The following is a 23,962-nucleotide window of genomic DNA, read 5'->3' on the forward strand; positions in this document are numbered from 1 at the left end:
ACCGTCTACATACTCTCTTAGTGGGCATCGCGCGGGGATTCAACCGCCCGCAGGACCCAATGTACGCTTCGAGCCGGACAACCGCCCCGGCGACGTAAGCCTTCCCGAAGCAGCGATAACGAACACTGCTGCCGGCATGAGAGGCAGAAGATAGCGACCCTGCCCCTCGAACACCAAGATCGATATCACACCCAATCCGAGCGTAGCAACCGCCAGCCAGTCCACAAGCTCCCAGTCGTCTGGACGACGGCTCATGCGCAGTAGTGCGATCACCGCCCAAACCGCCACCCCGATATTCAATACCGCTGTCAACTTACCCAGCCAGACAGGCGAGCCTCCCCTTTCCAGGAAGGGCCAGTGCATAAGACTTCCGACATCAAAGGATCCCGACAGGCGAAGCAGAGCCAACTTCAGAAAGCGGCCGGGATGCTCAGCAATCCAGCGACGCGCAACGCCAGCCCCAATGGCGTCGGCAGCAGGCGTCCAGTGGCGAAGCTTCCAGTCTTCGCTCTGCGCCGAAAAGAAATCGTCTGAGAATCCTGCCTTTTCGAAAAGGACTCTATCCTCATTTCGCAACGGCACACTCCCCAACGGCATCCATCCACTCTGGACATTGGCATCGTTGTTGTTGACCAATAGGACGTATCCACTATTGGCGCTTACAGGAACAACTTCACCAAAAATCGCTGTATTGCGCGCAACCCAAGGGCCAAGCATCAACGCAAAGCCCAGCAGCATCGCGCCGACCCGTCGCCACGTCGCAAGATGATTTCCATCGCGCAGAAACAAAGCCAAGGCCCCGAACGCCGGCAACGGCAACATCTGCGGCCTGTTCAACGCGGTCAACGCCAAGACGGCGCCTAGCAGCAGTGGGCGACTGGGCACGCGCGCGACCGCCACCGCTATGCCTAGCACGGCGAGAAAGACTGACAACGACTCGGTTCCAAGCACGTTGCAATAAGCGATCAACGCCGGATGAAACGCAAGCACGGTTAACGAGGCAACTTGCCAAGCTGGACGCAGCTGCAGTCTAGCGCCCAGCCAAATCCAGGTTGAGAACGTCCCAATCCATAGAACGAGATTGAGAATCTTCCCCGCTTCTATGCTGACGCCGGTCAGCATGAACCAAAAACCCAAGATTCCCGGATACAAAGGCGGCTGGGAAATATAAGGAATGCCAGATATACGGAACCCTTCGCCGCTAGCGATACTGCTTGCAACTTCCACGTAGCGAGCGAAATCCGCCACGGGCTGCAAGGGAATCGCCCGTACGAACAGTAGGCGCAAGACCATGCCGGCAACGGCAATTGCGAGCAGGAGGCCGTATGGCGGACGCACCGTGGATGAGGACATTGGGATGGACGACGTAACCGAAGGTTAGAGTAGCCACTTGAACCGGCTCAAGACAGTGCGAGCCCTGCCATACGCGGTCGCACGGTCAACGCAAGCCAGCTAGACTTGGCGTTCCGGACCGGCTTTCCATTTCGAGACCGGATGCTCCCCCTTGCTGCTGAAGGACCCCTTTCAGATGAAGATTCTCGTCGCCTACAAGCGCGTGGTGGACTACAACGTGCGCATCCAGGTCAAGCCGGACAACTCCGGCGTGGTGACCGAGGGCGTCAAGCTCTCCCCCAACCCCTTCGATGAGATCGCCCTGGAGGAGGCTCTGCGCCTGCGCGACAAGGGCGTGGCCACCGAAGTGGTCGTGGCGACCATCGCCCCGGCCGACGCGGCCGCGCACCTGCGCAACGGCCTGGCCATGGGCGCCAATCGCGCCGTGCACGTGGTCGCCGATGGCCCGGTCTCGCCGCTGACCGCCGCGCGCACCCTGCTCAAGCTGATCGAGAAGGAGCAGCCGGACGTGGTGATCCTGGGCAAGCAGGCCATCGACGACGACGCCAGCCAGACCGGCCAGATGCTGGCCACGCTGTGGGGTCGCCCGCAGGCCACCTTCGCCTCCAAGGTCGAGATCGCCGACGGCAAGGCCACGGTGACGCGCGAGGTCGACGCCGGCCTGGAAACGCTGGAAGTCGATCTGCCGGCCGTGATCACCACCGACCTGCGCCTCAACGAGCCGCGCTTCATCAAGCTGCCGGACATCATGAAGGCCAAGTCCAAGCCGCTGGAGACCCTCCCCTTCGCCGACCTCGGCGTGGAAGCCGGCGCGGAACTGAAAGTGGCCCACTACGCCGCCCCGCCCAAGCGCAGCCGTGGCGTGATGGTCAAGGACGCCGCAGAGCTGGTCGCCGCACTCAAGCAGAAGGGCCTGCTCTAAGGCTGCCTGTCGTTCCCGCGAAGGCGGGAACCCAGTGCCTTTCGCCGCCCGTCCCATCATGGATTCCCGCCAAGGCGGGAATGACGAAACAGGAACCCGCACATGTCCAAAGTCCTCGTCATCGCCGAACACCTGGACGGCGTGCTCAACGCCTCCACCGCCAAGACCGTCAGCGCCGCCGCCGCGCTCAAGCCCGAGGCGCTCGACGTGGCCGTGCTGGCCGCCGATCCGACCGCCGTCGCCGAGGCCGCCGCCAGGATCGCCGGCGTCACCAAGGTGCTGACCGTCGCCAATCCGGCCAACGAGCATGCCATCGGCCAGGTGCTCGCCCCGCAGATCGCCGCGCTCGCCGCCGGCTACACGCATGTGTTCGGCCCCTCGACCACCTTCGGCAAGGACCTGATGCCTTGCGTAGCCGCGCTGCTGGGCGTGGCCCAGGTCTCGGACCTGATCACCGTCGAAGGCGAACACCGCTTCACCCGCCCGATCTACGCCGGCAACGCCATCATCACCGTCGAGGCCGATCCCGGGCAGACCGTCGTGGCCACCGTGCGCACCGCCTCCTGGCCGGAAGCCCCGCAGGGCGGCAACGCACCCATCGAAGCGGCCAGCGTCGAGGCGAGCCTGCCGACCCACACCCGCTTCGTCGGCCTGGCGGCCGGCAAGTCCGACCGCCCCGACCTGCAGTCTGCCCGCCGGGTGGTCTCCGGCGGTCGCGGCGTGGGTTCGAAGGAGAACTTCGAGATCATCTACAAGCTGGCCGACAAGCTCGGCGCTGCCGTCGGCGCCTCGCGCGCCGCGGTCGACGCCGGTTACGTCCCCAACGAACTCCAGGTCGGCCAGACCGGCAAGATCATCGCTCCGGAGCTCTATGTGGCCATCGGCATCTCCGGCGCCATCCAGCACCTGACCGGCATCAAGGACGCCGGCACCATCGTGGCGATCAACAAGGACGCCGACGCCCCGATCTTCGAGATCGCCGATATCGGGCTGGTGGGCGATTTGTTTGCCATCCTGCCTGAGCTGGAAGCAGCGACCTGACTGGGAACTTTCTTGAAAGCACAACAGGACACTCGCGGCGTTGAGCGGCAGAAGACATCGTGGTGGCGCGTCGCACTAGGGAGCGTCCTGTTTAGCGCCTACCTGGCAACCCTGTGGTGGATAGACCGGAAAAACGGAGCTTTCAGCCGCTTGTTGGATCAATGGGGCATCCTGGGGCTCATGCTCCCGATGGTGCTGGCCAGTCATGCGACGCGCTACGCACGCTGGTTCTGGCTATTGGGAGAACGCGGAAGTGCACCTCCGATCTGGCGGGGATTCTTCGCATACCTAGCCGGCTTTGCACTGACGGCAACACCAGGCAAAGCAGGTGAACTCTTACGAATCCGTTACTTTGAGAACATGGGGATAACACCTTCCCGCACGATCGCAGCGTTCGTCCTCGAGCGCGCATGCGATCTGCTGGTCATCTTGCTTCTTTCCCTGCTGGCTTGGCGCGTGTTTCCCACCATCGGCCTGCTCTGCTTGGTAGTCATTACGCTCGTGGGCATCCTTTTCGGATTGGTGGCATGGCCGGGATCAGCCCGCTGCTTGGACTGGATGTCTGCGAAGCAGCATGGCGGGCTTCTCAAACGATTGACCAGCTTCATCGAGGAGACGCGAGTCGAGTTGAAGATCTACTTAAGGTGGCGATCGCTAGGTGCGAGCATGGTGATCGGCTGCCTAGCCTGGAGCCTGATAGCACTCGCCTTTGTCGGCATATGCAATTCTCTGGAGATTCACGCTCCGTTTTTCGCGCTTTTTGGTATCTACCCGCTTGCCATGTTGATAGGCGCCCTTTCATTCGTTCCAGGCGGAGTAGGCACGACCGAACTAGCGATCGTGTTGATGCTGGAACGGTTAGGTGTGCCTGTGCCTGACGCGCTAGCCGCCGCAATCGGTGTACGCCTGGTGACGCTATGGTTTGCCATCCTAGAGGGCAGCATCTCGGTGCTCGCACTTGAGTACTTCCCGCGCAAGGGTGCGCCGTTGCGCACCGTATAATTTCCAGTTGAGCCACGGATGCCAGATTTAAATGTCAGCAACGTCTTCAGAACTTTCTTCCGAACCGGCTCGCCCGACGGGTCCCGCGCTGTGCGTCGACCTGGATGGCACGCTACTGAATTCAGACATCCTGTATGAGTCGCTCCTTGCGCTCCTCGCGCGCAGCCCTCTGCATGCTTTTCTGATTCCCTTTTGGCTGCTGCGCGGCAAGGCCGCATTGAAGCGCGAACTCGCAAAGCGGGTCAGGCTCCCCGCCGATACACTTCCTTACAACGCGCAAGTGCTGGAGACGCTCCGAACCACCTCGCTTCGGCCTCGCGTCCTGTGCACCGCATCCGACCAGATGCTCGTCAATCCGATTGCCGAGCATCTGGGGCTGTTCGAGGAGGTCATCGCAAGCGATGGCCTACAGAATCTTTCCGGGGCCAACAAAGCGCGCGCCCTGGTCAAGCGGTTCGGCGTCCGCGGCTTCGAGTACATGGGCAACGGCCGAGTGGACCTCGCAGTGTGGGGACAGGCATCCGGCGCCTGGGTGGTCAACAATGGCAGAAAGCTCGCCCGCAGCGCAGCCCAGCGTACCGAGCTGCGAGCCCATTGGCCCGCGCCTGCCCGCCGCAAGACTTGGCTCAAAGCACTCCGTCTGCATCAATGGCTCAAGAACCTGTTGGTTTTTGTCCCGCTCGTCACGGCGCATCGCTTCCTCGATTCCGCATCCGTGATTGAGGCGCTCGTCGCTCTGGTGGCCTTCGGCTTGTGCGCTTCCGGCGTCTATGTGCTGAACGACCTGCTTGATCTGACGCCAGATCGCCAACACCCACGCAAGCGCAATCGCCCCTTTGCGGCGGGCAAGCTGCCGCTCCTGCACGGCATATTCGTGGCGCCAACATTGACGCTATGCGGCCTAGCCCTCTCGCTGCTCTGCAACCCACGGTTCACCGCTGTGCTGTTGGTGTACTACGTCATGACGTTGGGGTATTCACTTAGGCTCAAACGCATCGTCATGATCGACGTGGTACTGCTTGCCGCGCTCTACACCGTCCGCATCATCGGCGGAGCTGTCGCCATTGAAGCCGAGCCATCGTTCTGGCTCCTGGCCTTCTCCATGTTCATTTTCCTCAGCTTAGCGCTGCTCAAGCGGTATACCGAATTGACAATGGCCGCCAGCCTGGGCAAGGACGGGGCATCCGGCCGCAGTTACTCCGTGTCCGACCTCACCCTGGTGCAGTCTTTCGGCACCGCGGCGGGCTACTTGGGAGTCCTTGTGTTCGCGCTCTACATCGATAGCCCCGAAAGCCAGAAACTGTACGCCACACCAAAGTTGCTTTGGCTGCTCTGCCCGGTCCTCCTCTACTGGATCAGCCGCACTTGGTTTGTAGCCCACAGAGGTAGAATGCACGACGATCCCATCGTGTTCGCCGCGCGTGATCGCGTCAGCCAGATCGTCGGCGGACTTGCCTTACTTATCGTGCTGGCAGCGACCTATTACCAGTAGTCATCCAGAACCGGAACGCGGGATCAATAATATGTATCTGAAATTCATTCCACTTATTTTGTTCTCTGTTGCGCTGAATGCCAGCGCTCAGCTGTTTCTGCGCAAGGGCATGCCGAACGTCACGCTGGCCACCAACCAAGGGGTGATTGAACTGGCGCGGGGCGCGTTCCGCATCGTGCTCGATCCGTGGGTTTTCAGCGGACTTTCCTGCTACGCCATTAGCATCGTGCTGTGGATGTACGTCCTGTCCAAGGTGCAGGTGAGTTTTGCCTATCCGTTCCTCAGTGTTGGTTACGTGATCGTAGTAGCTGCCGCCTATCTCTTCTTCCGCGAGCCGATAAGCGTCATGAAGCTTTCTGGCGTCGCGCTTATTTGTGCTGGTGTAGTGCTCGTGGCCAGGGGAGGTTGAGGATGGGCGCACACATCGTCATCGGCGGCTCCGGCTTCACTGGCACCTACTTGGTCCGAGCGCTGCTAGCGCAGCAACAGCAGGTACGTACTGTGGACCTGCAGCCACTGCCTGAGGAATTCAAAGATCGCGTGGCGCACCACCAGATGGATATATTGGATACGGCTGCGTTGGCGAGGGTCCCCTTGAATGAGGGCGATGTCGTGTATCACCTCGCCGCCCGCCAGTTTCACAACAATGTGCCTTCGCAGGATCAGGACGCATGGTTCTCTGAAGTCAACGTCAAAGGCACCGCGAACGTGCTGGCATGGATGCGACAGCTGCAACAGCCGAGGATGATTTATACGAGCACGGATATGGTCTATGGCATGCCGGAATGCCTGCCGGTGCCCCCCACCCACCGCCGTAACCCGCTGGGCCCCTACGGCCGAAGCAAGGCGGCCTCCGAGCAGTTGTGCGAGAGCGCCCGCAGTGAAGGCTACCTGATCACGGTGCTTCGCCCGCGAATGATCGTTGGGCCGGGCCGCTTCGGCATCCTGACCAAGTTGTTTCGCCTGATGGACCTCGGCCTGCCGGTACCGACCATCGGCAGCGGCAGGAATCGCTACCAAATGATCGCGGTGGAGGACGTTGTCAATGCCATCCTCCTTGCAGTCGACAAGGGCTTTCCTCCCGTCGCGCTGAGCCTGGGATCGGGCGAGGCGCCACCGGTACGACAGCTGCTGCGTAACACGATCAAGAGAATAGGCTCCAGATCTATTGTGGTACCAGTCCCGGCTCGCCCCTTGAAGCTCGCACTGTCTATCCTAGAGAAGCTGGGTAAGCCGCTACTGCACCGAGAGCAGTACCAGATCGCCGATGTCAATTACGTTGTGGATATCAATCCCACCATTCAGAGGCTGGACTGGAAACCGAGCCGTAATGACGAGGATATGTTGGTTGGCGCCTACGAGCACTATCGCCGGTCAGAAAACTCCAAATCGAAATCCTCTTGAAAGCCGCTCAGATGATCAAACAGGTTCCTGATGCCCAAGCACGTGCAAGCCTGCTGCCCCTAGGGCAGCGACTCGGTACCGCGATTGTCGTGACGATTCTCGCCCTGGTTGGCGGAAAGGCGCTAGCGGTCTACAGCGGCCTGCACACGTTGTCAGTATGGCTTCCGCCTGTGGCCGGCCTGCTACTGGTGGCTACAGCCGGAGCTCGACGCTGGCTTCTGCCTGCCGCGGCCGCCGCTCTGCTGGTCGCAGTGCTGGCCTTCGCAGCTGGCTTGCTTCCGGACCCGACCTGGGACGGGAACATGTACCACAAACCGGCCACGGTAGCGCTGCACGAAGGGTGGAATCCTTGGTTGACCAAGGACTTTACTGAGTGGACCCATACACAGAAAGCCCCTTATTTCGCTGACGCGATCTGGTCTGGCAACCAAAATTCCCAGTGGGCCGGACATTACCCCAATCTCTCCTGGCTCTATGGCGCCGTTCTAATGGATTACGGCTTTAGCTGGGAATCTGGAAAATCATTGGCTCCAATGTTGGCAGTTGCTGTTTTTTTCTGTGCTGCATGGGTTCTAAGTTTCTACACGCCACGTCGCTGGATGTCCGTAACCGCGGCCGGGCTCCTTGCTGCGTGCCCTGTCGTATTGGCTCAGCTGATTTCGAATTATGTCGATGGCGCGACATATGCGGCCATTACGCTTGCGATGCTCTCGTGTTTGGCACCGCGCAGCGAGCACCTCGCCTCAACGGTTGGCTGGTCGGCTTTGATTATCATCGCCGGACTTAAATTCACGGGCGCGCTATTCGCAGCGCTATTGGCAATCCCTTTTCTTGTCGCCAGACGCCCCAGCTTCAAACAAATTGCAGCGTGGGCTGTGCTGGGTGCGGTAATCCTTTCACACCCCTATTTGAACCACCTAGCCAAAGGCCTGCCCGTTGCGTATCCGGTGACCGGCAATGCTCAAATAATGGAAAATCAAGCCGAGCCCAGTATGCTTGAAGGCGCTCGACCGGTGACACTTGTCCGCTCCCTATTCGCCCACACCTCGAACACGTTCCAGCATCCAGGATTGAAGATGCCGGGATCCTTCATGGATGGCGAGATTCAGGCTTCAGGCGTGCCCGATACGCGCTACGCCGGCATGGGACCTCTGTTTTCAGCGGCACTGGTGCTTTCACTTCCGATCCTGCCACTGCTGCTTGTATTCGGTGGCGGTGAGGCCGGGCTGCGAGCAATACCGGTCAGTCAAAAGAAGCTTCTCGCCGCCGTCGTCTTTTTGTTGGCGCTCGTACTGGTACACGCAGCCCCGTGGTGGGCACGTTACGTTCCCTTTCTGTATGCGGCAGTGATCCTCCTCTTGTTCGCGGGCGCAATCGCGCCAATTCCGCTCACACGGATATTGGCAGCAGCCGGCACCTTCGCCTTGCTTGGAAATTTGGTGCTTGTGTCCATTGGAGTGCGCGACTATGTCCGAACTGCAGCAATCGAATCCGGCACGAAGATCGATGGCCACGTCCTTAACCAGTTGCGCCCAGGCGAGACGCTGGTAGTACAAGCTCCCGTTTTCATGGGATTTTCGGCGGTCTATCACTTCGGCATGCTGGCTTCGCACAATCCTGTTGTCTATCAGCCTGTTGAGCTGGGCAAGGACAGCTGCGGCGCGATGCAGGATTTGGGCTCTTGGGTCAATCTCGCGCGTGTCTGCCGCGTACCTTTGAAGCCGCCCCAGGAAATGGCGGTGTCACACCTGTCAGAGCACGCAATCGCTCAATAAAGCGCTCGTGGCTGTACGCTTCGGCGAGCCAACTCGCAGCCCCTTCGGACGCTGAGTGCCAGGCGTTGTCGTCGGTAAGTAGAGTCACCAGCGCCTTGGCGTACGCAAGCGGATCATCTGTCACCGGAAGGCTCGCTTTGAGGCCACCCAAGCCTTGAGCAGCGGCATCCGTCAATACGCAAGGGACTCTGTGATTGATCGCCTCTAGTACCTTTCCTTTCACTCCCGCGCCGTAACGTAGGGGAGCGATGACCACGCGCGCCGCGGCATACTCTGCGTCGAGCGCGCGATCATCGATGTGCCCCATCAGCCGCAGCATCAGGACATCTGTCTCCGGCGGGAGATATGAGTTCATTCCTGAACCCACAATCGTCAGGCGGACTGTCGGCGCGTGAGCGCGTAGAAACGGCGCCACCTCTCGGAGGAACCAGTTCAACCCGTCTATGTTTGGTGCGTGTGCATGGCTGCCGACGAACAAGATACCTCGGCGCTGAGGCAACGCAGGTTCGGGAAAATGGCGGCTCTTTCTGAAAGTCCAGAGCGGGAAAAACTCCGCCTTAAGGCGCTTCCCGATCATCTCAAGATAACGGTTGACGGTATCCGCTTCTTCTTGAGAAGGATATAGCACAACATCAGCGCCTCGCCACAGCCTGCGCTCGATGATGGAGTTGTAATACATATCCCAGAAGCCCCCTCGCCCCGCTAGGGTGAGGCTCTGGGCTTTAAGACGATGATGGTGTATATCATGACCATAATAGATGCACGGACCGCGAATCTCCGCCTTTAGTATTGCCATATACATGGCACCCATCAACGGACGGCTGACTACGCTGGCATCGAAGTGAGCGCCGCCCGCGTGCAGCCACACCTCAAGCGCCCCTGTATCCGCTAGGGCGATCGCCTCAATACCCCCCTTAGCCAAAACCGACCGGCCCCGGGACGAAGGCGCAGTTGTCGCCGCCCAGAAGCACACGTCGAACCCCGCTTCCTTCAACATGGAAACAAAACATGCTATTGCGCGCGAACCCGCGTCTCGATCTGCCTCCGGAAAATCATGATCCACCACTAGAATCCGCTTCCGGCGGGAGGCAACGGGCTTAGATTGGAGAGACAAGCATGAGTACGCCCCCCCCGAGCGCCTCCTGAGCCGGAAGCGATACAGACCGGGAGCCACAAGAAGAAGCGCCTCTAGGACTGTCCTCCGCAAGGATCGAGCCTCCACGACAGGCTGACAGTCAATGCCAGGATTTTAGGTCGACAAAGAACTCCGGCCGCCCCTGCCACTTCTTGCGGAAATAGTCGGCATTGCGATTAAACAGTTGCCTGTATCGTTCGCTGCCTTCGCTAGCACCGGTGGTCTGATGAGGCTGATGACGCACCCCCGCAAAATCGCGGAACGCGACCGAATAACCCGCGTTCTTCACCTGGAAACAAATGTCCGTATCCTCGAAGCAGGTCGGATCGTAGAACGTGTCGAAGCCCTCAAGCTGATCGAAAAGCTCCCGCGCAATGAACATGCAACTGGTGCCGAGGAAGCCGACATCGTTGCGATAGCCCTTGATCCTAGCCTCGGCATTCATGCCGCGATGCGGTAGATAATCCGAGATGGGCCCACCCAGGTCATCCCGTGATGCGTCGAACCAGCCCGCATTCCAGCCGATGGTCCCAATCCCCTCGTCCAAGCCGAGGACGGCAACAGCCTCGGCAAAACAGGAAGCTGAGGTCAACCATTGGTCGGAATCGAAGAACGCAATGTACTTCCCCGTCGAATGTCTAACGCCGAGATTTCGCCCCGATGAGCAGCCGTTCTCGCTGTTTCGCACGAAAACAACCTTGGGATGGCGGCCATAAAGCTGCTCGACGAGTTCCGCACCTCCGTCGCTGGACTGATTGTCGACCACCACGATCTCCTGCAGCCAGTCGCCAGCATGCTGTAGCAGCGTGCTGACACAGCGCTCGATAATGCGACGATTGTTGTGAATGAGGACTACGACACTGACCGACTCCGGATAAGCGGGGCCAATCAACTGTTCGGCACGTCCGAGCCATGTCGATGAGGCCACGAATCGGTAATCTTCGACCGATTGCGTGCGGAGTAAAACGTCGAGCGTCAGTTCGGCGACTCCCACATGCAGGTTCGGTGAATTGAGCAGACCAGGACCGGGGTCGACATCGACGTGTACAGGCTTTTCCAGAAGCAGTGCTGCCATCACGACTCGCCGACGCAGTTCAGAGACTGCCGCCCCCTCGCCCCCGCCCAACACAACGACAGAACGTGCTGCCGCGAGCAGGGGTGCCATTTCTTCCGGTGCCCAACTCCATGTCTGCGGCTTGATCCGCGGGTGGCTCGGCAGAGGAGTGATCTCGCCGACGACGTGAAAGAGCGGGGCTTCGCGCTCCTGCGCGGCGAAGCTTAGCCAGTCCATGGACGCGCTGCCGAGCATCACCACGAGCACATCGCCGTGAGCTCCCCCAAAGCCAGGCGGACGTTCAAAACTGCGGTAAGAATCAAAGATCTCGTTGTCGCCGGCTTCGGCGAGGTATTCGACCTTAAAGCCCGGAACAACGACATCGTGGTCATCGGAGACCAAGCGATCAGCAAGCGCTGCGATGTCGTGCCAGTTGGGTAACGACGTGAATCCCGGCGATAGAGACGACAGGTCAACGATTACCGTGGCGCCACGGCTACGCGCAGATGCTGCCAGTTCCACGGCACGAGGTGATGCATCGGCCAAAAGTACACGCGTCGCATCTGCCCGCAGGCTTTGCAACCAGCTATCGGCATCGACGACCAAACGCTCCACCAGCGGCCCAGCATTGATACCGGCAGAAACCTGCGACGGAATGTGGACACGGACCATGAATCCGGCGCGGTCGGCTGCCTTGGCCAATTGGAGGCAACGGCTGGGCCAACCCGATTCATCACTCAGCGCAGAGGCCAGCACCAGCAGCCGTTCGCGGCGCACGGGCCGGACCAACACGCCCTCCGCAGATTGCTCCTCTGCGATTGGTGCTGTCGGCAGCACGCCCAATGTCTTCATGCGGCGCGGGATCTGCTGCAAGGCAACGCGCGCACCATAGCGGCGCCACACCGCAGCCAGTTTGAATGGCGCTGCGGCGATCCGGACAACGTCCCGCCGCAGCAATCCGAGAAAGCGATGCAGGCGCCGCCAAAGGTTCCGCGCTTCCTCGGTCTCCTGCCGGCTATGCTGCAGCGCTGCGTCCAACTCTTCCACCTGTCTGCGCAGCAGCGCGATATAGACCTCCTTGTCTTCGATGTAGGCGTCCTTGGCCTCCAATGTCCTGGCGAGCCCGTCGAGCTCCTCGCGTAGCCGATTCGACTCCAATACGGCCACATCAATGCTCAAGCGCGATTGTTCCAGCACACAATTGATCGCCTCAATTTTTTCATCGCGCAGCTGGATTTCGGTCTCGGCGTTGCGCCGACTGATCGACAGCGCCTCCTCTACGCCACGTAGCGCTTCTTCACCTTGGCGCAGTGCTTGTGCCAGCGCATCGTCAGCGTGATCGACGCGCTCCTGTAGCGTGGCGATCTGGTCCATATCCGTCTGCAGAAGCCGATGCGCCTCTTCGAGCCGAGTGTTGAGCGCGCTCAAGGCGGAGTCCTTCTCAGCCAGCTGAAAATCCCGGTAGTTCAGCAGCTCATGCGCCTTCCTGCTCTGCTCCCGGAATTCACGCAACTCTGTCAAGGTTTGCTGCAGCCACACGGATAGCCAATCGAAACCTTGAGCGTCGAAACGCAAAGATGGGGCCGATAGCGACGCCAAGGACTGCAGCATCTCAAGATGAGCTTGGGCGGAGCGCTCCAGCTCATCAACGCATGCTGGGTCCGGCACCCACGCACGCGATAACAGCGCGCGCAGCGCCTCGCTGAATCGTTCCGAGTCATCACTGACCTGCAGGCGGAGTACATCCGGCATCTGCGCCATCTCATGAGCATGCGAAAGCTTGGGATCGTATTCAAGCCCGGCAGTCGGCCTCCCTGCCAACAGCGCCAATATGCTGGCGTGCAGTCGCATGGAGAGCACTGCGTCGGCGCGAGCCAACACGGCCCACGCCTCCTCGACGTCGGTCGGCACGACTACCTCATTGCCCTCGCGATCTCCAACCAATGCACGCAGTTCCTCGATCAATGGAAGGTCGGACAACGCCCCGTTACGGTCGCTCCCAGCTTGGAATGCGACCCAATGGATGCGCCAGTTTGCCGGCACAGCGTCTCGTAATGCCACCGCCAATGAAGATTTCCAGTTGCCTTTTCCCCACTCGCGAACCACGACGGCCAGGGTTGGGGGGGCGTGCTCATGAGGCACTTCAGGCAAGGGATGAAAGCGCCGGAACTGCCAGCCGGGATCAGCCGCCACCACGATGTCACGGCCAACCCCGACAGCATGCAGCAGATCCCGCGACTCCCTGTCGCGTACAGAGACCGCTTCAGCATGTTCGAACAGCTCGCGCACCAGCGTCTGCGCTGGCGCCGAGCGCAACGGTCCAACGCCATGACCCCAGATATAGACCGGGACACCCATCTGCCTTGCCAGCAGCATGGGCCGCGCATAGCCAGCGATGTCGTTCGTGGACGGCACGTAAACCGCTTCGAGATTGAATGGGTGGTGATCTTGAAAGATGCCGCCCCCCCCCATGATCAAAGCGTCGCATTGCAGCAACGCCCGTGCGATGGCCCCAATGTCGTCAAGGGCGATCGCATCGACGCTGTGCATGCGTTCGGTCTGGGCCGGATCGACGCTAGCGACGATCAGCTCACCGCCCAACGAGCGGATGTGCCGCACAACGATATCCAGCAAGACTTCGTCACCAATGTTCGGTGCTCCGTAGAAGCCAATGACGAGAACACGAAAGCCAGAACCTGTTGGATGAATCATTATTCTGCCCTGCAAGGGTGGCTGAACTGCGGCAACGGCGCGATCCATCCATGTCCACTATGCGGCTGCGAGAGCACGTCCACATGCCCAGCGTAGGGAACGCGCGAATGACGGTGGTATTCACCGCTATCGATGTCTCCCACGCCCAGCGCCAGTACGTAGCGGTTGCCTGTCACATTCAGCGTCAATCTCCAACTGAACACGTAATCGCCCGGATCTGTTGGAGCCGGCGTCAGACTCATGTTCTGGGTCGTGCCTGCCCATAGGGCTATGTCATCGACGCTCTTGATCTGGATTCCATAGCAAGGCGATTCGATCCTACGGCGAACATGGATACCGACCTTCACAATCAGCTCATCGCCATGCACAAAGGTAGTCCGCGCCTCACCTTTATTGTCGAGAATGGCCACGTGGGTGATCTCGCTTGCAGGTCCAGCATCTACGGGTACATCAGGTTCGCCGTCAGCTTCCGGCAAGCGGGGGCCAACCGCTTCAACCACCGGATCGTCATCGTAGATGACTGCCCCACCTTCTTCGTCGACGAGATCGTCGGCATAACGCTTGACCACGTCTCGGCATGGCCCATCGAGTTGAACCTTGCCATGGCGCAGATAGATGCCGCGATCGCAATATTCCAGCAGGGTGTTGGTCGAATGCGTCACCAAGATGATGCTCACACCCTCGGACTGCATGCGACGGATGCGCGTCAGGCACTTGGTCTGGAAAGCCGTGTCGCCTACCGCCAGCGCCTCGTCGACTACAAGAATGTCCGGCGCGACATGGATCGCCACCGAGAAGGCCAACCGCACGTACATGCCGGATGAGTAGGTCTTCACTGGTTGCTCGATGAATTCGCCGATATCCGCGAACCTCTCGATCTCCGGCATCAGCGCTGCCATCTCGGCGGGCGAGAGCCCGATGATCGCGCCGGCGAGATTTACGTTCTCACGTCCGCTGAACTCGGGATTGAAGCCTGCGCCGAGTTCAAGCAGGGCCGACACCCGGCCACGTACCGAAACCGTCCCGCGGCTGGCCTGCAAGGTACCCACGAGTATCTGTAGCAAGGTGGACTTGCCACTACCATTACGGCCGATGATGCCGACCGTTTCGCCAGGCAAGATATCGAAGCTCACCTCATCCAGCGCATTGAACAACCGGGCATGACGTGGCGGCAGACCGACCAGCCAGCGCAACCGATTGAACAAGGGCTGCAGAAGTCGCTGTGCTGGGCGATCAAAGATGCGGAAAGTCTTGCTGATCCCACGGACGGAGACCACAGGTTCGAGCTGCGCCGTACCGCCATCCACGTGCATCACAGCACTCCCACCTGTCGATAGGCGGCGCGCTTTGCACCCAGGCTGGCCTCACGGGAGTACTCGCTCGCCATCAGACGCAGCCCCGCCGAGGACAACTCGGCCATCCTTTGCGGTTGTTGAGAGCAGGCCAACAGGGCAGTAGCGAACTCGGCTGCATCATCCCGAATCAGGATATTGACATCATCCGTTGCACCGATGCCCTCGCAACCCTTGCTGGTACTCAGCACGGGAATACCGGCAGACATTGCCTCGACGATCTTGACCCGGATACCTCCACCAGACAGCAATGGCACCATCAAAAGATGTGCCTTATCCAGTATCTGGCTTAGGTCTTCAACAAAGCCGTGCACGATGACCTGCTGGCCATCATGGATCGCCTTGAGCGCTTCTGGAGGACCTCCACCACAGAAATGGAGAACGATGCCATTTTCCTGCAATTTGTCCTTTATGAGCGGATAGATCTGTTCAACGAACCAGCCGACCCCTTCGGCGTTGGGATACCACCCAAAGCCGCCCATCCAGAGCACATTGAAACTTCCGCCTGGCCTGCTCGCATAGCTGCGTTCTGAAATCGGGAAGTGCAACGGCATCAGATACTTGGGCACGCCGTCAGTCACGCGCGCCATGTCTTGCCGAGAAATAAAGGTCATCGCCTTGAAGCCATACGCGTTTTCAAGCTCGACGGCCTTGGCGGCTTGACGACTGTTGCGTGCCACCCATTCCATGAACCGAAGCTTCCAGCCGCGCAGGCCGACCGGCATCCAGAACGGGAATATATCCGCCTCTATGTTATGGCTAACCAGGATTCCTGGTACCGACGGTAGATACTTGCGGAAAAACGCTAAATGCGCGGAGTTGACCTCAATGGCATCAATACCTTGCTCACGGACGATATGGCGCGCCGCTTTGACTGCCGAGGCACTGCAGTAGCTAGCATCGATGAACGGAAGACCCTGTCTAACCTGCCACGCCATGCGCAACGCTCGGCGCCACTTAGGGAGCTCGAACGGCATTTTCGGCCGCGGCTCCATGTGCACCGTCCGAAAAACACGATCGTAAAGTGTGCGATGTTGTTCGACCTTGGCGATCTGATCCTGGCCGCCGACATAGCAGAACAGATGATAGTCAATCTGATCGGCGAATGGCAGGACAGTATTAATCGCATAAATATCGCCGCCGGTCACTGCGGGTAACGACGGGGCGAGCATAAAGACCAGGACCTGCTTCTTAACCTGCGGTTTCATCGAAAATATCCGAATCGAAATACGGCGAGAACTTGGTCAGATACTGGATATCGCGATTACGATCGCCGATCTTTTTTGCAGGAACTCCGCCAACCACAGAATAAGGCTCGACATCGCGTGCCACCACTGCCCCAGCGGCCACTACGGCACCCTCACCAATGGTGACCCCAGGCAACAAAAGAGCACGCGCACCGATCCATGCATGATCCTTAATTGTGACCGCTCCGCCAATGGCCGGAAACGTAGGCGCGTTATGATCGTGGTGCAGGCTCAGAATACAAGTCTGGAATGAGACATTGACATTGTTTCCGATCACGACCCCCACTCTCCCGTCAAGATATACCTCGCGATTAATTACGCAATTGTCACCGATCCGCACATGGGCACGTACCGGATAGCCCGTGACGAACCAGCGCATGCTGACGTGAGTGTGCTGCCCCACCTCAATCTTGAGCACGCGGCGCAGATACCACAATCTCGCTCGTTCGATAGGGAAGTGGGAGATGAGATTGTTCCCGATGTAATACTTCAAACCCATCAGTTGATAAAAGAAGCGCTGTTGCAGAAGCCAGCGTTTCAAGCGTCCGTTCATACCCACTCCCGATCAAAGCACATCGGCAAAGCCGCGCCTGGTCGCACGGAACCAAATAAGACCAAGTACCGCGACGATCAGGGAAACGACCATCTGCACGCCCCAATCGGACCAATCCGGCATCTTGCCGTAGATCAGCACGGCCCGGGCTTGTTCGATGATGGTGGTCAACGGATTGGCCAGGAACAGTGGACGAACGGTCTCCGGGATCTTGGTGACTGGGAAGAACACCGGCGACATGAAGAGAAGAATCTGCGAGAACACGCCAACGACTTGACTGACATCGCGAAGGTAGACGCCGATGGATGACAGCACCCAACTCACACCCAGCGCATACAGCGCCAGCGGCAACATGACCACAAAAATCAGCGGAAATGTCCAGGGCAGACCGCCACTTACAAACAGCAATGCAACGGTCAACACACCAAGGCTGATTAACCAGTGGAAAAGCGCCGAACCGCAGGCGACCACGGGCAAGATGACGATGGGAAAAACGACCTTCTTGACATAGTTAACGTTGCCGACGATCAGGCCCGGTGCACGATTGATGCATTCTGCGATGAAGCCGTGCAGGATCAGGCCAACGAACAGCAGCACGGCAAAATCGGCACGCCGATGGGATCCGCCATCATCCCAACGGATTTTCATGATCACGGAGAAAAAAAGCGTATACACCGCCAGCATCAGCAGTGGGTTGACGAATGACCAGAAAATTCCCAGCACCGAACCCTTGTAGCGACCACTGACCTCGCGCTTGGTCAGCTGATAAACCAAACTGACAACGTTCGCCGCACTCATGCGGTAAATCCTCGCGTCAAGTGCGGCTTCATGCCCACGCCCGCTCCAGATCGCCCCGCAAATCTTCGACATCCTCCACCCCCACACTCAACCGCACCAACCCATCGGTGATGCCCAGGCGCGCGCGGCGCTCGACGGGGATGGAGGCGTGGGTCATCAGGGCGGGGACGTTGACCAGGCTTTCGACGCCGCCGAGGGATTCGGCCAGGGTGAACAGCCGGGTGCGCTCGCAGAAGGACTTGGCCGCGGCCGCGCCACCCTTGAGCTCGAAGGAGATGATGCCGCCGAAGCCGGACATCTGCCGAGCCGCCAGCGCGTGCTGGGGGTGCGTGGTCAGGCCGGGGTAGATCACCTGCGCCACGGCGTCCTGCGTTTCTAGCCACTGCGCCAGGGCCAGGGCGTTGTCGCAGTGGGCCTTCATGCGCAGGTGCAGCGTCTTCAGGCCACGCAGGGCCAGGAAGCTGTCGAACGGGCCCTGTACCGCGCCGGCGGAGTTCTGCAGGAAGGCCAACTGCTCGGCCAGTTCGGCGTCGTCGCCGACCACGGCCACGCCACCGACCATGTCCGAATGGCCGTTGAGGTATTTGGTGGCCGAGTGCACCACCAGGTGCGCACCCAGGCTGAGCGGGCGCTGCAGCATCGGCGAGGCAAAGGTGTTGTCGACCACCACCTTCAGCCCGCGCGCGCGGGCGATCTGCGCGATCGCGGCGATGTCCACGATCTTGAGCATCGGGTTGGTGGGCGTCTCGATCCACACCAGCTTGGTCTTCGGCGTGATCGCCGCTTCGAACGCCGCCGGGTCGGTCAGGTCGACGAAGCTGAAATCCAGCCCGGCGCTGCGCTTGCGCACGCGCTCGAACAGGCGGTAGCTGCCGCCGTACAGGTCGTCCATGGCGATGACATGGTCGCCGCTGTCCAGCAGCTCCAGCACGGTCGCGGTGGCGGCCATGCCCGAGGCGAAGGCGAAGCCGCGGCTGCCGCCCTCCAGCGCCGCAATACAGCGCTCATAGGCGAAGCGGGTCGGGTTCTGCGTGCGGCTGTATTCGAAGCCGCTGTGCTGGCCCGGGCTCGGCTGCGCGTAGGTGGACGTGGCGTAGATGGGCGGCATCACCGCCCCGGTGCTGGGGTCGGGCGCCTGCCCGCCGTGGATGGCGAGCGTCGCCAAAGCCAGGCTGCTGTCGCCGTCCTGGCTCCCGCGGGTATGGTCGGACATGGGGGGGTTCTTCAGAGATCGAGGGGAATTCTAGCAGTGCCGTCACGCACGCAGGCGCGACGGGTTCATGAACGACAAGCTGAATGCGGCGCGGTTCACTGCACGCGCCGGCGCAGATAGTTGAGCAGGTCGATGCGCGTGATCAACCCCAGGAACTGCTCGCCCTGCATCACGATGGCCACCTGCCCGCGATCGAACACCGGCAGCAGCGCCTCGATCGGCGAGGCCACGTCCAGCCGCTCCAGCTTGCTGACCATCGCGGTGGCGACCGGGTCGCCGAAGCGCGCCTCGTCGCCATACACGTGCAGCAGCACGTCGGACTCGTCGATGATGCCGACCAGTTTCTCGCCCTCCATCACCGGCAGCTGCGAGACGTCGTAGAGCTTCATGCGCTGGTAGGCGGTGGTCAGCAGGTCGGTCGGAGCGACCACCACCGTGTCCTTCTGGCTGTACGGGCGCAGGATCAGGTCGCGCAGGTCGCCGTGCTGGGGGCGTTCGATGAAGCCGTTGTCCAGCATCCAGTAGTCGTTGTACATCTTGGACAGGTATTTGTTGCCGGTGTCGCAGACGAACACCAGCACCCGCTTGGGCGTGGTCTGCTCGCGGCAGTAGCGCAGCGCGGCGGCCAGCAGCGTGCCGGTCGAGGAGCCGCCCAGGATGCCTTCCTTGGCCAGCAGCTCGCGCGCGGTCAGGAAGCTCTCCTTGTCCGGGATGGCATAGGCCTTCTTGACCCGGCTGAAATCGGAGATGCCGGGCAGGAAGTCCTCGCCGATGCCTTCCACCAGCCAGCTGCCGGACTTCTCGCTCAGCGTGCCGTCGTTGATGTACTGGGTTAGGATCGAGCCGACCGGGTCGGCCAGCACCAGTTCGGTGTCCGGCGAGGCCTTGGCGAAGGCGCGCGACAGACCGGTCATCGTGCCCGAGCTGCCGCAGCCGAACACGATCGCATCCAGCCGGCCGTCCATCTGCTCCAGGATCTCCGGGCCGGTGCCGAACTCGTGCGCGGCCGGGTTGTCCGGGTTGCCGAACTGATTGATGAAGTAGGCGCCCGGGGTCTGGCTGGCGATGCGCGCGGCCAGGTCCTGGTAGTACTCCGGATGGCCCTTGGCCACGTCCGAGCGGGTCAGCACCACCTCGGCGCCCATGGCCTTGAGGTTGAAGATCTTCTCCCGGCTCATCTTGTCCGGCACCACCAGGATCAGGCGGTAGCCCTTCTGCTGGGCCACCAGCGCCAGCCCAAGGCCGGTATTGCCGGCCGTGCCTTCCACCAGGGTCGCGCCGGGCTTGAGCTCGCCACGCGCCTCGGCGGCGCCGATCATCGACAGGCCGATGCGGTCCTTGATCGAGCCGCCAGGGTTGGCGCTCTCAAGCTTCAGGTACAGCTCGCACACACCGGTGTCCAGGTGCTGGGCCTTGACGATGGGGGTGCGGCCGATCAGTTCGAGGACCGAGGAATGGATCGCCATGCGGGCGGGACGCTCGTGATGAGGGGCAGGCGATTATGGCATCGCCACCGCAACGAGCCGTTCAGTTCCACCCGCGCCCAAGGGCGGATGCGAAAGCGGCGGCCACCAGGGCCGCCGCAGGACTACGAATTGCGCGGGTGCCGGCGTCCGACGAGGAAGTCACCGGCACCCGCGACTGTGAACCAGATCAGTGGGGCGTGGATTCGTACTTGCGCTGCAGGCGCTGCTTGGCCAGGAGCTTCTCGCGCTTCATCTGGCCCAGGGTGGCGTCGTCGATGGGCAAGACGCCCAGCTCGGCATCCATCACCTTCTTGTTGAGTTTGCGGTGGCGCTCGTAGAGCTGCTTGAACTCGGGATCGGTCTTGATCAAGGCCTCGATTTCGGACTGCGGCTGCTCTTCAAACATGGGCATTCTCCTTCAGCGGAAATACGAACGCCCCGGCCGGGGAACGGCGCAGGGCGTGGCGTGGGGGAAGCGCGGATCGATGAACCAACGCCCGGACGGGGCGTGCACAGCGGTCTGGATTGGGTCGGGCATCGGCTTCATCGGCGCGGCGTCTCCGTCAATCCAGGAGGTCTTCAGCGACCCCCTGGGGATACGACCCTACTCCTGCCCTTCGGGGGCGACAAGCACCGTTCGGCGGACACAGACAGGTCCAGGTTGGCTTGGAGAAGACGACCCGCCCGGCAACCGGGACGGGCGCCGCAGATTCAGATAAATGACTGATTCTTAATGAAAATCACGGTGTCACGATGGCCGCGGCCGCCTGCGTCTTGCTGGCGCCCTTGCCGCCGCCGTCGGTGACCCGGGCCTTGGCCACGCCGGCGGAAATCAGTGCCGTCCGCAGGGCGGCCGAGCGGCCGGCACCCAGCTGCTTGTCGCCGTAGCCCACCACGCGCAGCTTGGTGCCCTTGGTGGCGTCCATGTAGGCCGCCAGCGCCTGCACGGCGGACTTGCCGGCGGCCGACAGGGTCGCCTTGCCGTCCTGGAACATGGCCGGCGTCAGCACGAAGGTCTCGGCCCCGTCGGCGCCGAAGCTGGACTTGGGCAGCTTGGCGCCGGAGACCAGTTCGGCCTCCTGGCGGGCCAGGGCGGCGTCCTTCTGCCGGGCCGCGTTGAGCTTGGCCTGCTGGGTGGAGGTGGCGGTGGAGATCACCTCCTGCACCTGTTCGGCCTGCGCGGCCGCCTCGGCCTCGGCCTGCTGACGCAGGCGCTCGGCTTCTTCGGCCTGGATCTGCTGCTGCACCCGCAGGCGCTCGGCCTCCTGGCGCGCACGCGCGGTCTCGCGGCGGCTGGCTTCCAGCAGCAGGTCGTTGCGGGTGCGGTCCAGGGTGTCGATCTGGCGGCCGATGGCGCCGTTCTGGGCGGCCACCTCGGCGATCTCGACCCGGCGCTGGGCGACGTACAGCAGGGCATCGCGCTCGCTGCGCTTGGAATCGGCGTAACGGGCGATGGCCTGGACGGCCTGCAGGCGCTCGTAGGCGCCCTGCTCGCGCAGGTCGGGGTTGGCGTCCAGCGCGCTCAGGCGGGCGTTGAGCTGGGCCACGACCTCGTCGTCGGCGGCCAGCGCCGGCAGGGCCAGGCCCAGCGCCAGGGCGAGCAGCAGGCCGCGGGACAGGGAACGGTTCATGGCGTGCCTCCCGGGGCAGCGGGGGGAAGCGTGGGCAGCGTGTCCTGTGGCGGCAGCGGCGTCGGGGCGGGCGGCGCCGGCGGCGGGGCGGCCAGGACCTTCTGCAGCCGATCGATCTCGGACTGCTCCTGGGCCAGGCGGGCCTGGGCGGTCGCCTGCGCGCTGCGCGCACGGGCCAGGTCGGCGTCGGCCTGCGCCTGCAGGGCCAGCAGCGGGATCTGCTTGCGGCCGCTGCGACTCTCGCCCAATGCCTGGGCCTGGCTGACCTTGTCGCGCGCGGCCTGGATCAGGTCCGGGGCGTACTGGTCGGCGTCTGCGTCGCTGGCGCGCTGCACGGCGGCCTGGGCCGCGGCGAGTTCGGCCACGCCCACTTCCTGCGCCTGCGCGGCGGCACTGAGTGCGAGGAAGGCCAAACCGGTCACGCACAGCCGTCTGGAGAATTGTGCGAAGCTACGAATCATCTTGATGGCCGCGGCGTTCTAGGGGGAATCCGCGGCCATTGTCGTCAAGCACATAGCGCACTTGCAATGGACGTGCAGGCGCCAAGCCAGCGGGGACTCATCAATGGACATCGGCTATTTCCTCAAGCTGATGACGGAAAAGAACGCGTCGGACATGTTCCTGACCACCGGCGCGCCCGTCTACATCAAGATCGAAGGCAGGCTCTACCCCCTTGGCAACACCGGCCTGCCACCGGGCATGGTCAAGAAAATCGCCTATTCGCTGATGGACGAGGGCCAGGTGCCGCAGTTCGAGCGCGACCTGGAGCTCAACATGGCCGTGGCCCTGGCCGAGGCCGGGCGCTTCCGCGTCAATGTGTTCAAGCAGCGCGGCGAGGTGGGCATGGTCATCCGCGCCATCCGCAGCAAGATCCCCTCGATCGAGGAGCTGCAGCTGCCGGAGGTACTCAAGGACATCATCATGACCCCGCGTGGGCTGGTGCTGCTGGTCGGTTCGACCGGCTCGGGCAAGTCGACCTCGCTGGCCTCGATGATCGACTACCGCAACTCCAGCACCACCGGGCACATCCTCACCATCGAGGACCCGATCGAGTACCTGCACAAGCACAAGCAGTCCATCGTCAATCAGCGTGAGGTCGGCCTGGACACCCACGCCTTCCACAATGCGCTGAAGAACGCCATGCGCGAGGCGCCGGACGTGATCCTGATCGGCGAGATCCTGGATGCGACCACCATGGAGGCGGCCATCGCCTTCGCCGAGACCGGCCACCTGTGCCTGGCCACGCTGCACTCCAACAACGCCGACCAGACCATCGAGCGCATCCTCAACTTCTTCCCCGAGACCGCGCACAAGAACGTGCTGATGAACCTGGCGCTGAACCTGCGCGCCGTGGTGTCCCAGCGCCTGGTCAAGGGCGTGGACGGGCGCCGGCTGCCGGCCGCCGAGGTCCTGATCAACACCCCGGTGATCCGCGACCTGCTGCGCCGCGGCCAGATCCACGAGATCAAGCAGGCCATGGAGGAGTCGCTGGAGGACGGCATGGAGTCCTTCGACCAGTGCCTGTTCCGCATGGCCAAGGAAGGCAGGATCAGCCAGGAGGAGGCGCTGCGCGCGGCCGATTCGCGCGATGGTCTGGCGCTGAAGTTCCGCCTGTCCGAGGGCGCCTCGGGCGAGCACGACCCTTACGCCGATCTGTACGACAGCAGCGCCCCCTCGACGATCACGCACGGCTTCTAGGCGGGAGTCCCGGGGGGGGCCCCCCGGGGGGCGAGGGGGGGTGGCGGGGGGGGGCCCCGCGACGCCACGGGGGGGGCCCCCCCCAAAACGCGGGGCCCCCGGCGCCGGCCCGGG

Annotated in this window: 20 protein-coding genes; 8 read left to right on the plus strand and 12 right to left on the minus strand. The window is 61.8% G+C overall.

All coding sequences use genetic code 11. The annotated features are described in order from the left end of the window. Positions 1-39 precede the first annotated feature (39 nt). A complete protein-coding gene (locus WFQ05_RS14280; protein WP_337054296.1) occupies positions 40-1,353 on the minus strand; it encodes a hypothetical protein in 1,314 nt (437 codons plus the stop codon). Between the two features lie 175 nt (positions 1,354-1,528). On the opposite strand from WFQ05_RS14280, the gene WFQ05_RS14285 reads away from it, so the two are divergent. The 7 genes from WFQ05_RS14285 (at position 1,529) to WFQ05_RS14315 (ending at position 8,989) form a co-directional block, all read left to right on the plus strand. Then, positions 1,529-2,275, plus strand: a complete 747-nt coding sequence (locus WFQ05_RS14285) for an electron transfer flavoprotein subunit beta/FixA family protein (protein WP_337054297.1) — start codon at positions 1,529-1,531, stop codon at positions 2,273-2,275. A 102-nt stretch (positions 2,276-2,377) separates the two neighbouring features. After that, complete coding sequence (locus WFQ05_RS14290; protein ID WP_337054298.1) at positions 2,378-3,316, plus strand: electron transfer flavoprotein subunit alpha/FixB family protein; 939 nt, start codon at positions 2,378-2,380, stop codon at positions 3,314-3,316. Between the two features lie 12 nt (positions 3,317-3,328). Beyond that, on the plus strand, positions 3,329-4,318 hold the full coding sequence (locus tag WFQ05_RS14295; protein WP_337054299.1) for a lysylphosphatidylglycerol synthase transmembrane domain-containing protein: 990 nt from the start codon (positions 3,329-3,331) through the stop codon (positions 4,316-4,318). Between the two features lie 88 nt (positions 4,319-4,406). Next, positions 4,407-5,810 (plus strand): UbiA family prenyltransferase, encoded by a 1,404-nt coding sequence (locus tag WFQ05_RS14300; protein ID WP_337054316.1) that lies wholly within the window; start codon positions 4,407-4,409, stop codon positions 5,808-5,810. 31 nt (positions 5,811-5,841) lie between these two features. Next, complete coding sequence (locus tag WFQ05_RS14305; protein ID WP_337054300.1) at positions 5,842-6,219, plus strand: SMR family transporter; 378 nt, start codon at positions 5,842-5,844, stop codon at positions 6,217-6,219. A gap of 2 nt (positions 6,220-6,221) precedes the next feature. Next, positions 6,222-7,214 (plus strand): NAD(P)-dependent oxidoreductase, encoded by a 993-nt coding sequence (locus WFQ05_RS14310; protein ID WP_337054301.1) that lies wholly within the window; start codon positions 6,222-6,224, stop codon positions 7,212-7,214. 11 nt (positions 7,215-7,225) lie between these two features. After that, positions 7,226-8,989 (plus strand): hypothetical protein, encoded by a 1,764-nt coding sequence (locus WFQ05_RS14315; RefSeq protein ID WP_337054302.1) that lies wholly within the window; start codon positions 7,226-7,228, stop codon positions 8,987-8,989. Here WFQ05_RS14315 and WFQ05_RS14320 read toward each other — a convergent pair. The 11 genes from WFQ05_RS14320 to WFQ05_RS14370 all read right to left on the minus strand — a co-directional run bounded on the left by WFQ05_RS14320 (position 8,901) and on the right by WFQ05_RS14370 (position 22,572). Further along, the gene (locus tag WFQ05_RS14320) at positions 8,901-10,052 is read right to left on the minus strand and encodes a glycosyltransferase (RefSeq protein ID WP_337054303.1); all 1,152 of its coding nucleotides are present in this window, start codon (positions 10,050-10,052) and stop codon (positions 8,901-8,903) included. The two genes, WFQ05_RS14315 and WFQ05_RS14320, sit on opposite strands and share 89 nt — an antisense overlap. A 172-nt stretch (positions 10,053-10,224) precedes the next feature. Further along, positions 10,225-13,890, minus strand: a complete 3,666-nt coding sequence (locus WFQ05_RS14325; protein WP_337054304.1) for a polysaccharide pyruvyl transferase family protein — start codon at positions 13,888-13,890, stop codon at positions 10,225-10,227. Then, positions 13,890-15,203, minus strand: coding sequence for an ABC transporter ATP-binding protein (locus WFQ05_RS14330; protein ID WP_337054305.1), 1,314 nt, complete (start codon positions 15,201-15,203; stop codon positions 13,890-13,892). The genes WFQ05_RS14325 and WFQ05_RS14330 overlap by 1 nt, the downstream gene beginning before the upstream one ends. Then, the gene (locus WFQ05_RS14335) at positions 15,203-16,450 is read right to left on the minus strand and encodes a glycosyltransferase (RefSeq protein WP_337054306.1); all 1,248 of its coding nucleotides are present in this window, start codon (positions 16,448-16,450) and stop codon (positions 15,203-15,205) included. Before WFQ05_RS14335 ends, WFQ05_RS14330 begins: the two co-directional genes overlap by 1 nt. Continuing rightward, entirely contained in the window at positions 16,434-17,042 is a 609-nt protein-coding gene (locus tag WFQ05_RS14340) for an acyltransferase (protein WP_337054307.1), read from the minus strand. The genes WFQ05_RS14335 and WFQ05_RS14340 overlap by 17 nt, the downstream gene beginning before the upstream one ends. Positions 17,043-17,054: 12 nt before the next feature. Further along, positions 17,055-17,840, minus strand: a complete 786-nt coding sequence (locus tag WFQ05_RS14345) for an ABC transporter permease (RefSeq protein WP_337054308.1) — start codon at positions 17,838-17,840, stop codon at positions 17,055-17,057. A 28-nt stretch (positions 17,841-17,868) separates the two neighbouring features. After that, positions 17,869-19,053: a cystathionine gamma-synthase gene (locus tag WFQ05_RS14350; protein WP_337054309.1), complete on the minus strand. Its 1,185-nt coding sequence runs from the start codon at positions 19,051-19,053 to the stop codon at positions 17,869-17,871. 95 nt (positions 19,054-19,148) lie between these two features. Beyond that, entirely contained in the window at positions 19,149-20,519 is a 1,371-nt protein-coding gene (locus WFQ05_RS14355; protein ID WP_337054310.1) for a pyridoxal-phosphate dependent enzyme, read from the minus strand. 187 nt (positions 20,520-20,706) lie between these two features. Next, positions 20,707-20,925, minus strand: a complete 219-nt coding sequence (locus tag WFQ05_RS14360) for a YdcH family protein (protein WP_130515246.1) — start codon at positions 20,923-20,925, stop codon at positions 20,707-20,709. 334 nt (positions 20,926-21,259) lie between these two features. Next, the gene (locus tag WFQ05_RS14365) at positions 21,260-22,150 is read right to left on the minus strand and encodes a hypothetical protein (RefSeq protein WP_337054311.1); all 891 of its coding nucleotides are present in this window, start codon (positions 22,148-22,150) and stop codon (positions 21,260-21,262) included. Continuing rightward, positions 22,147-22,572, minus strand: coding sequence for a DUF4398 domain-containing protein (locus WFQ05_RS14370; RefSeq protein ID WP_328590642.1), 426 nt, complete (start codon positions 22,570-22,572; stop codon positions 22,147-22,149). Before WFQ05_RS14370 ends, WFQ05_RS14365 begins: the two co-directional genes overlap by 4 nt. Before the next feature lie 142 nt (positions 22,573-22,714). Between WFQ05_RS14370 and WFQ05_RS14375 the strand changes: the two genes are divergently transcribed. Further along, positions 22,715-23,848, plus strand: coding sequence for a PilT/PilU family type 4a pilus ATPase (locus WFQ05_RS14375; protein WP_130523079.1), 1,134 nt, complete (start codon positions 22,715-22,717; stop codon positions 23,846-23,848). The last annotated feature ends 114 nt before the right edge of the window (positions 23,849-23,962 follow it).

It is taken from the genome of Pseudoxanthomonas sp. USHLN014 (assembly GCF_037153335.1).
Taxonomy (GTDB): domain Bacteria; phylum Pseudomonadota; class Gammaproteobacteria; order Xanthomonadales; family Xanthomonadaceae; genus Pseudoxanthomonas_A; species Pseudoxanthomonas_A winnipegensis.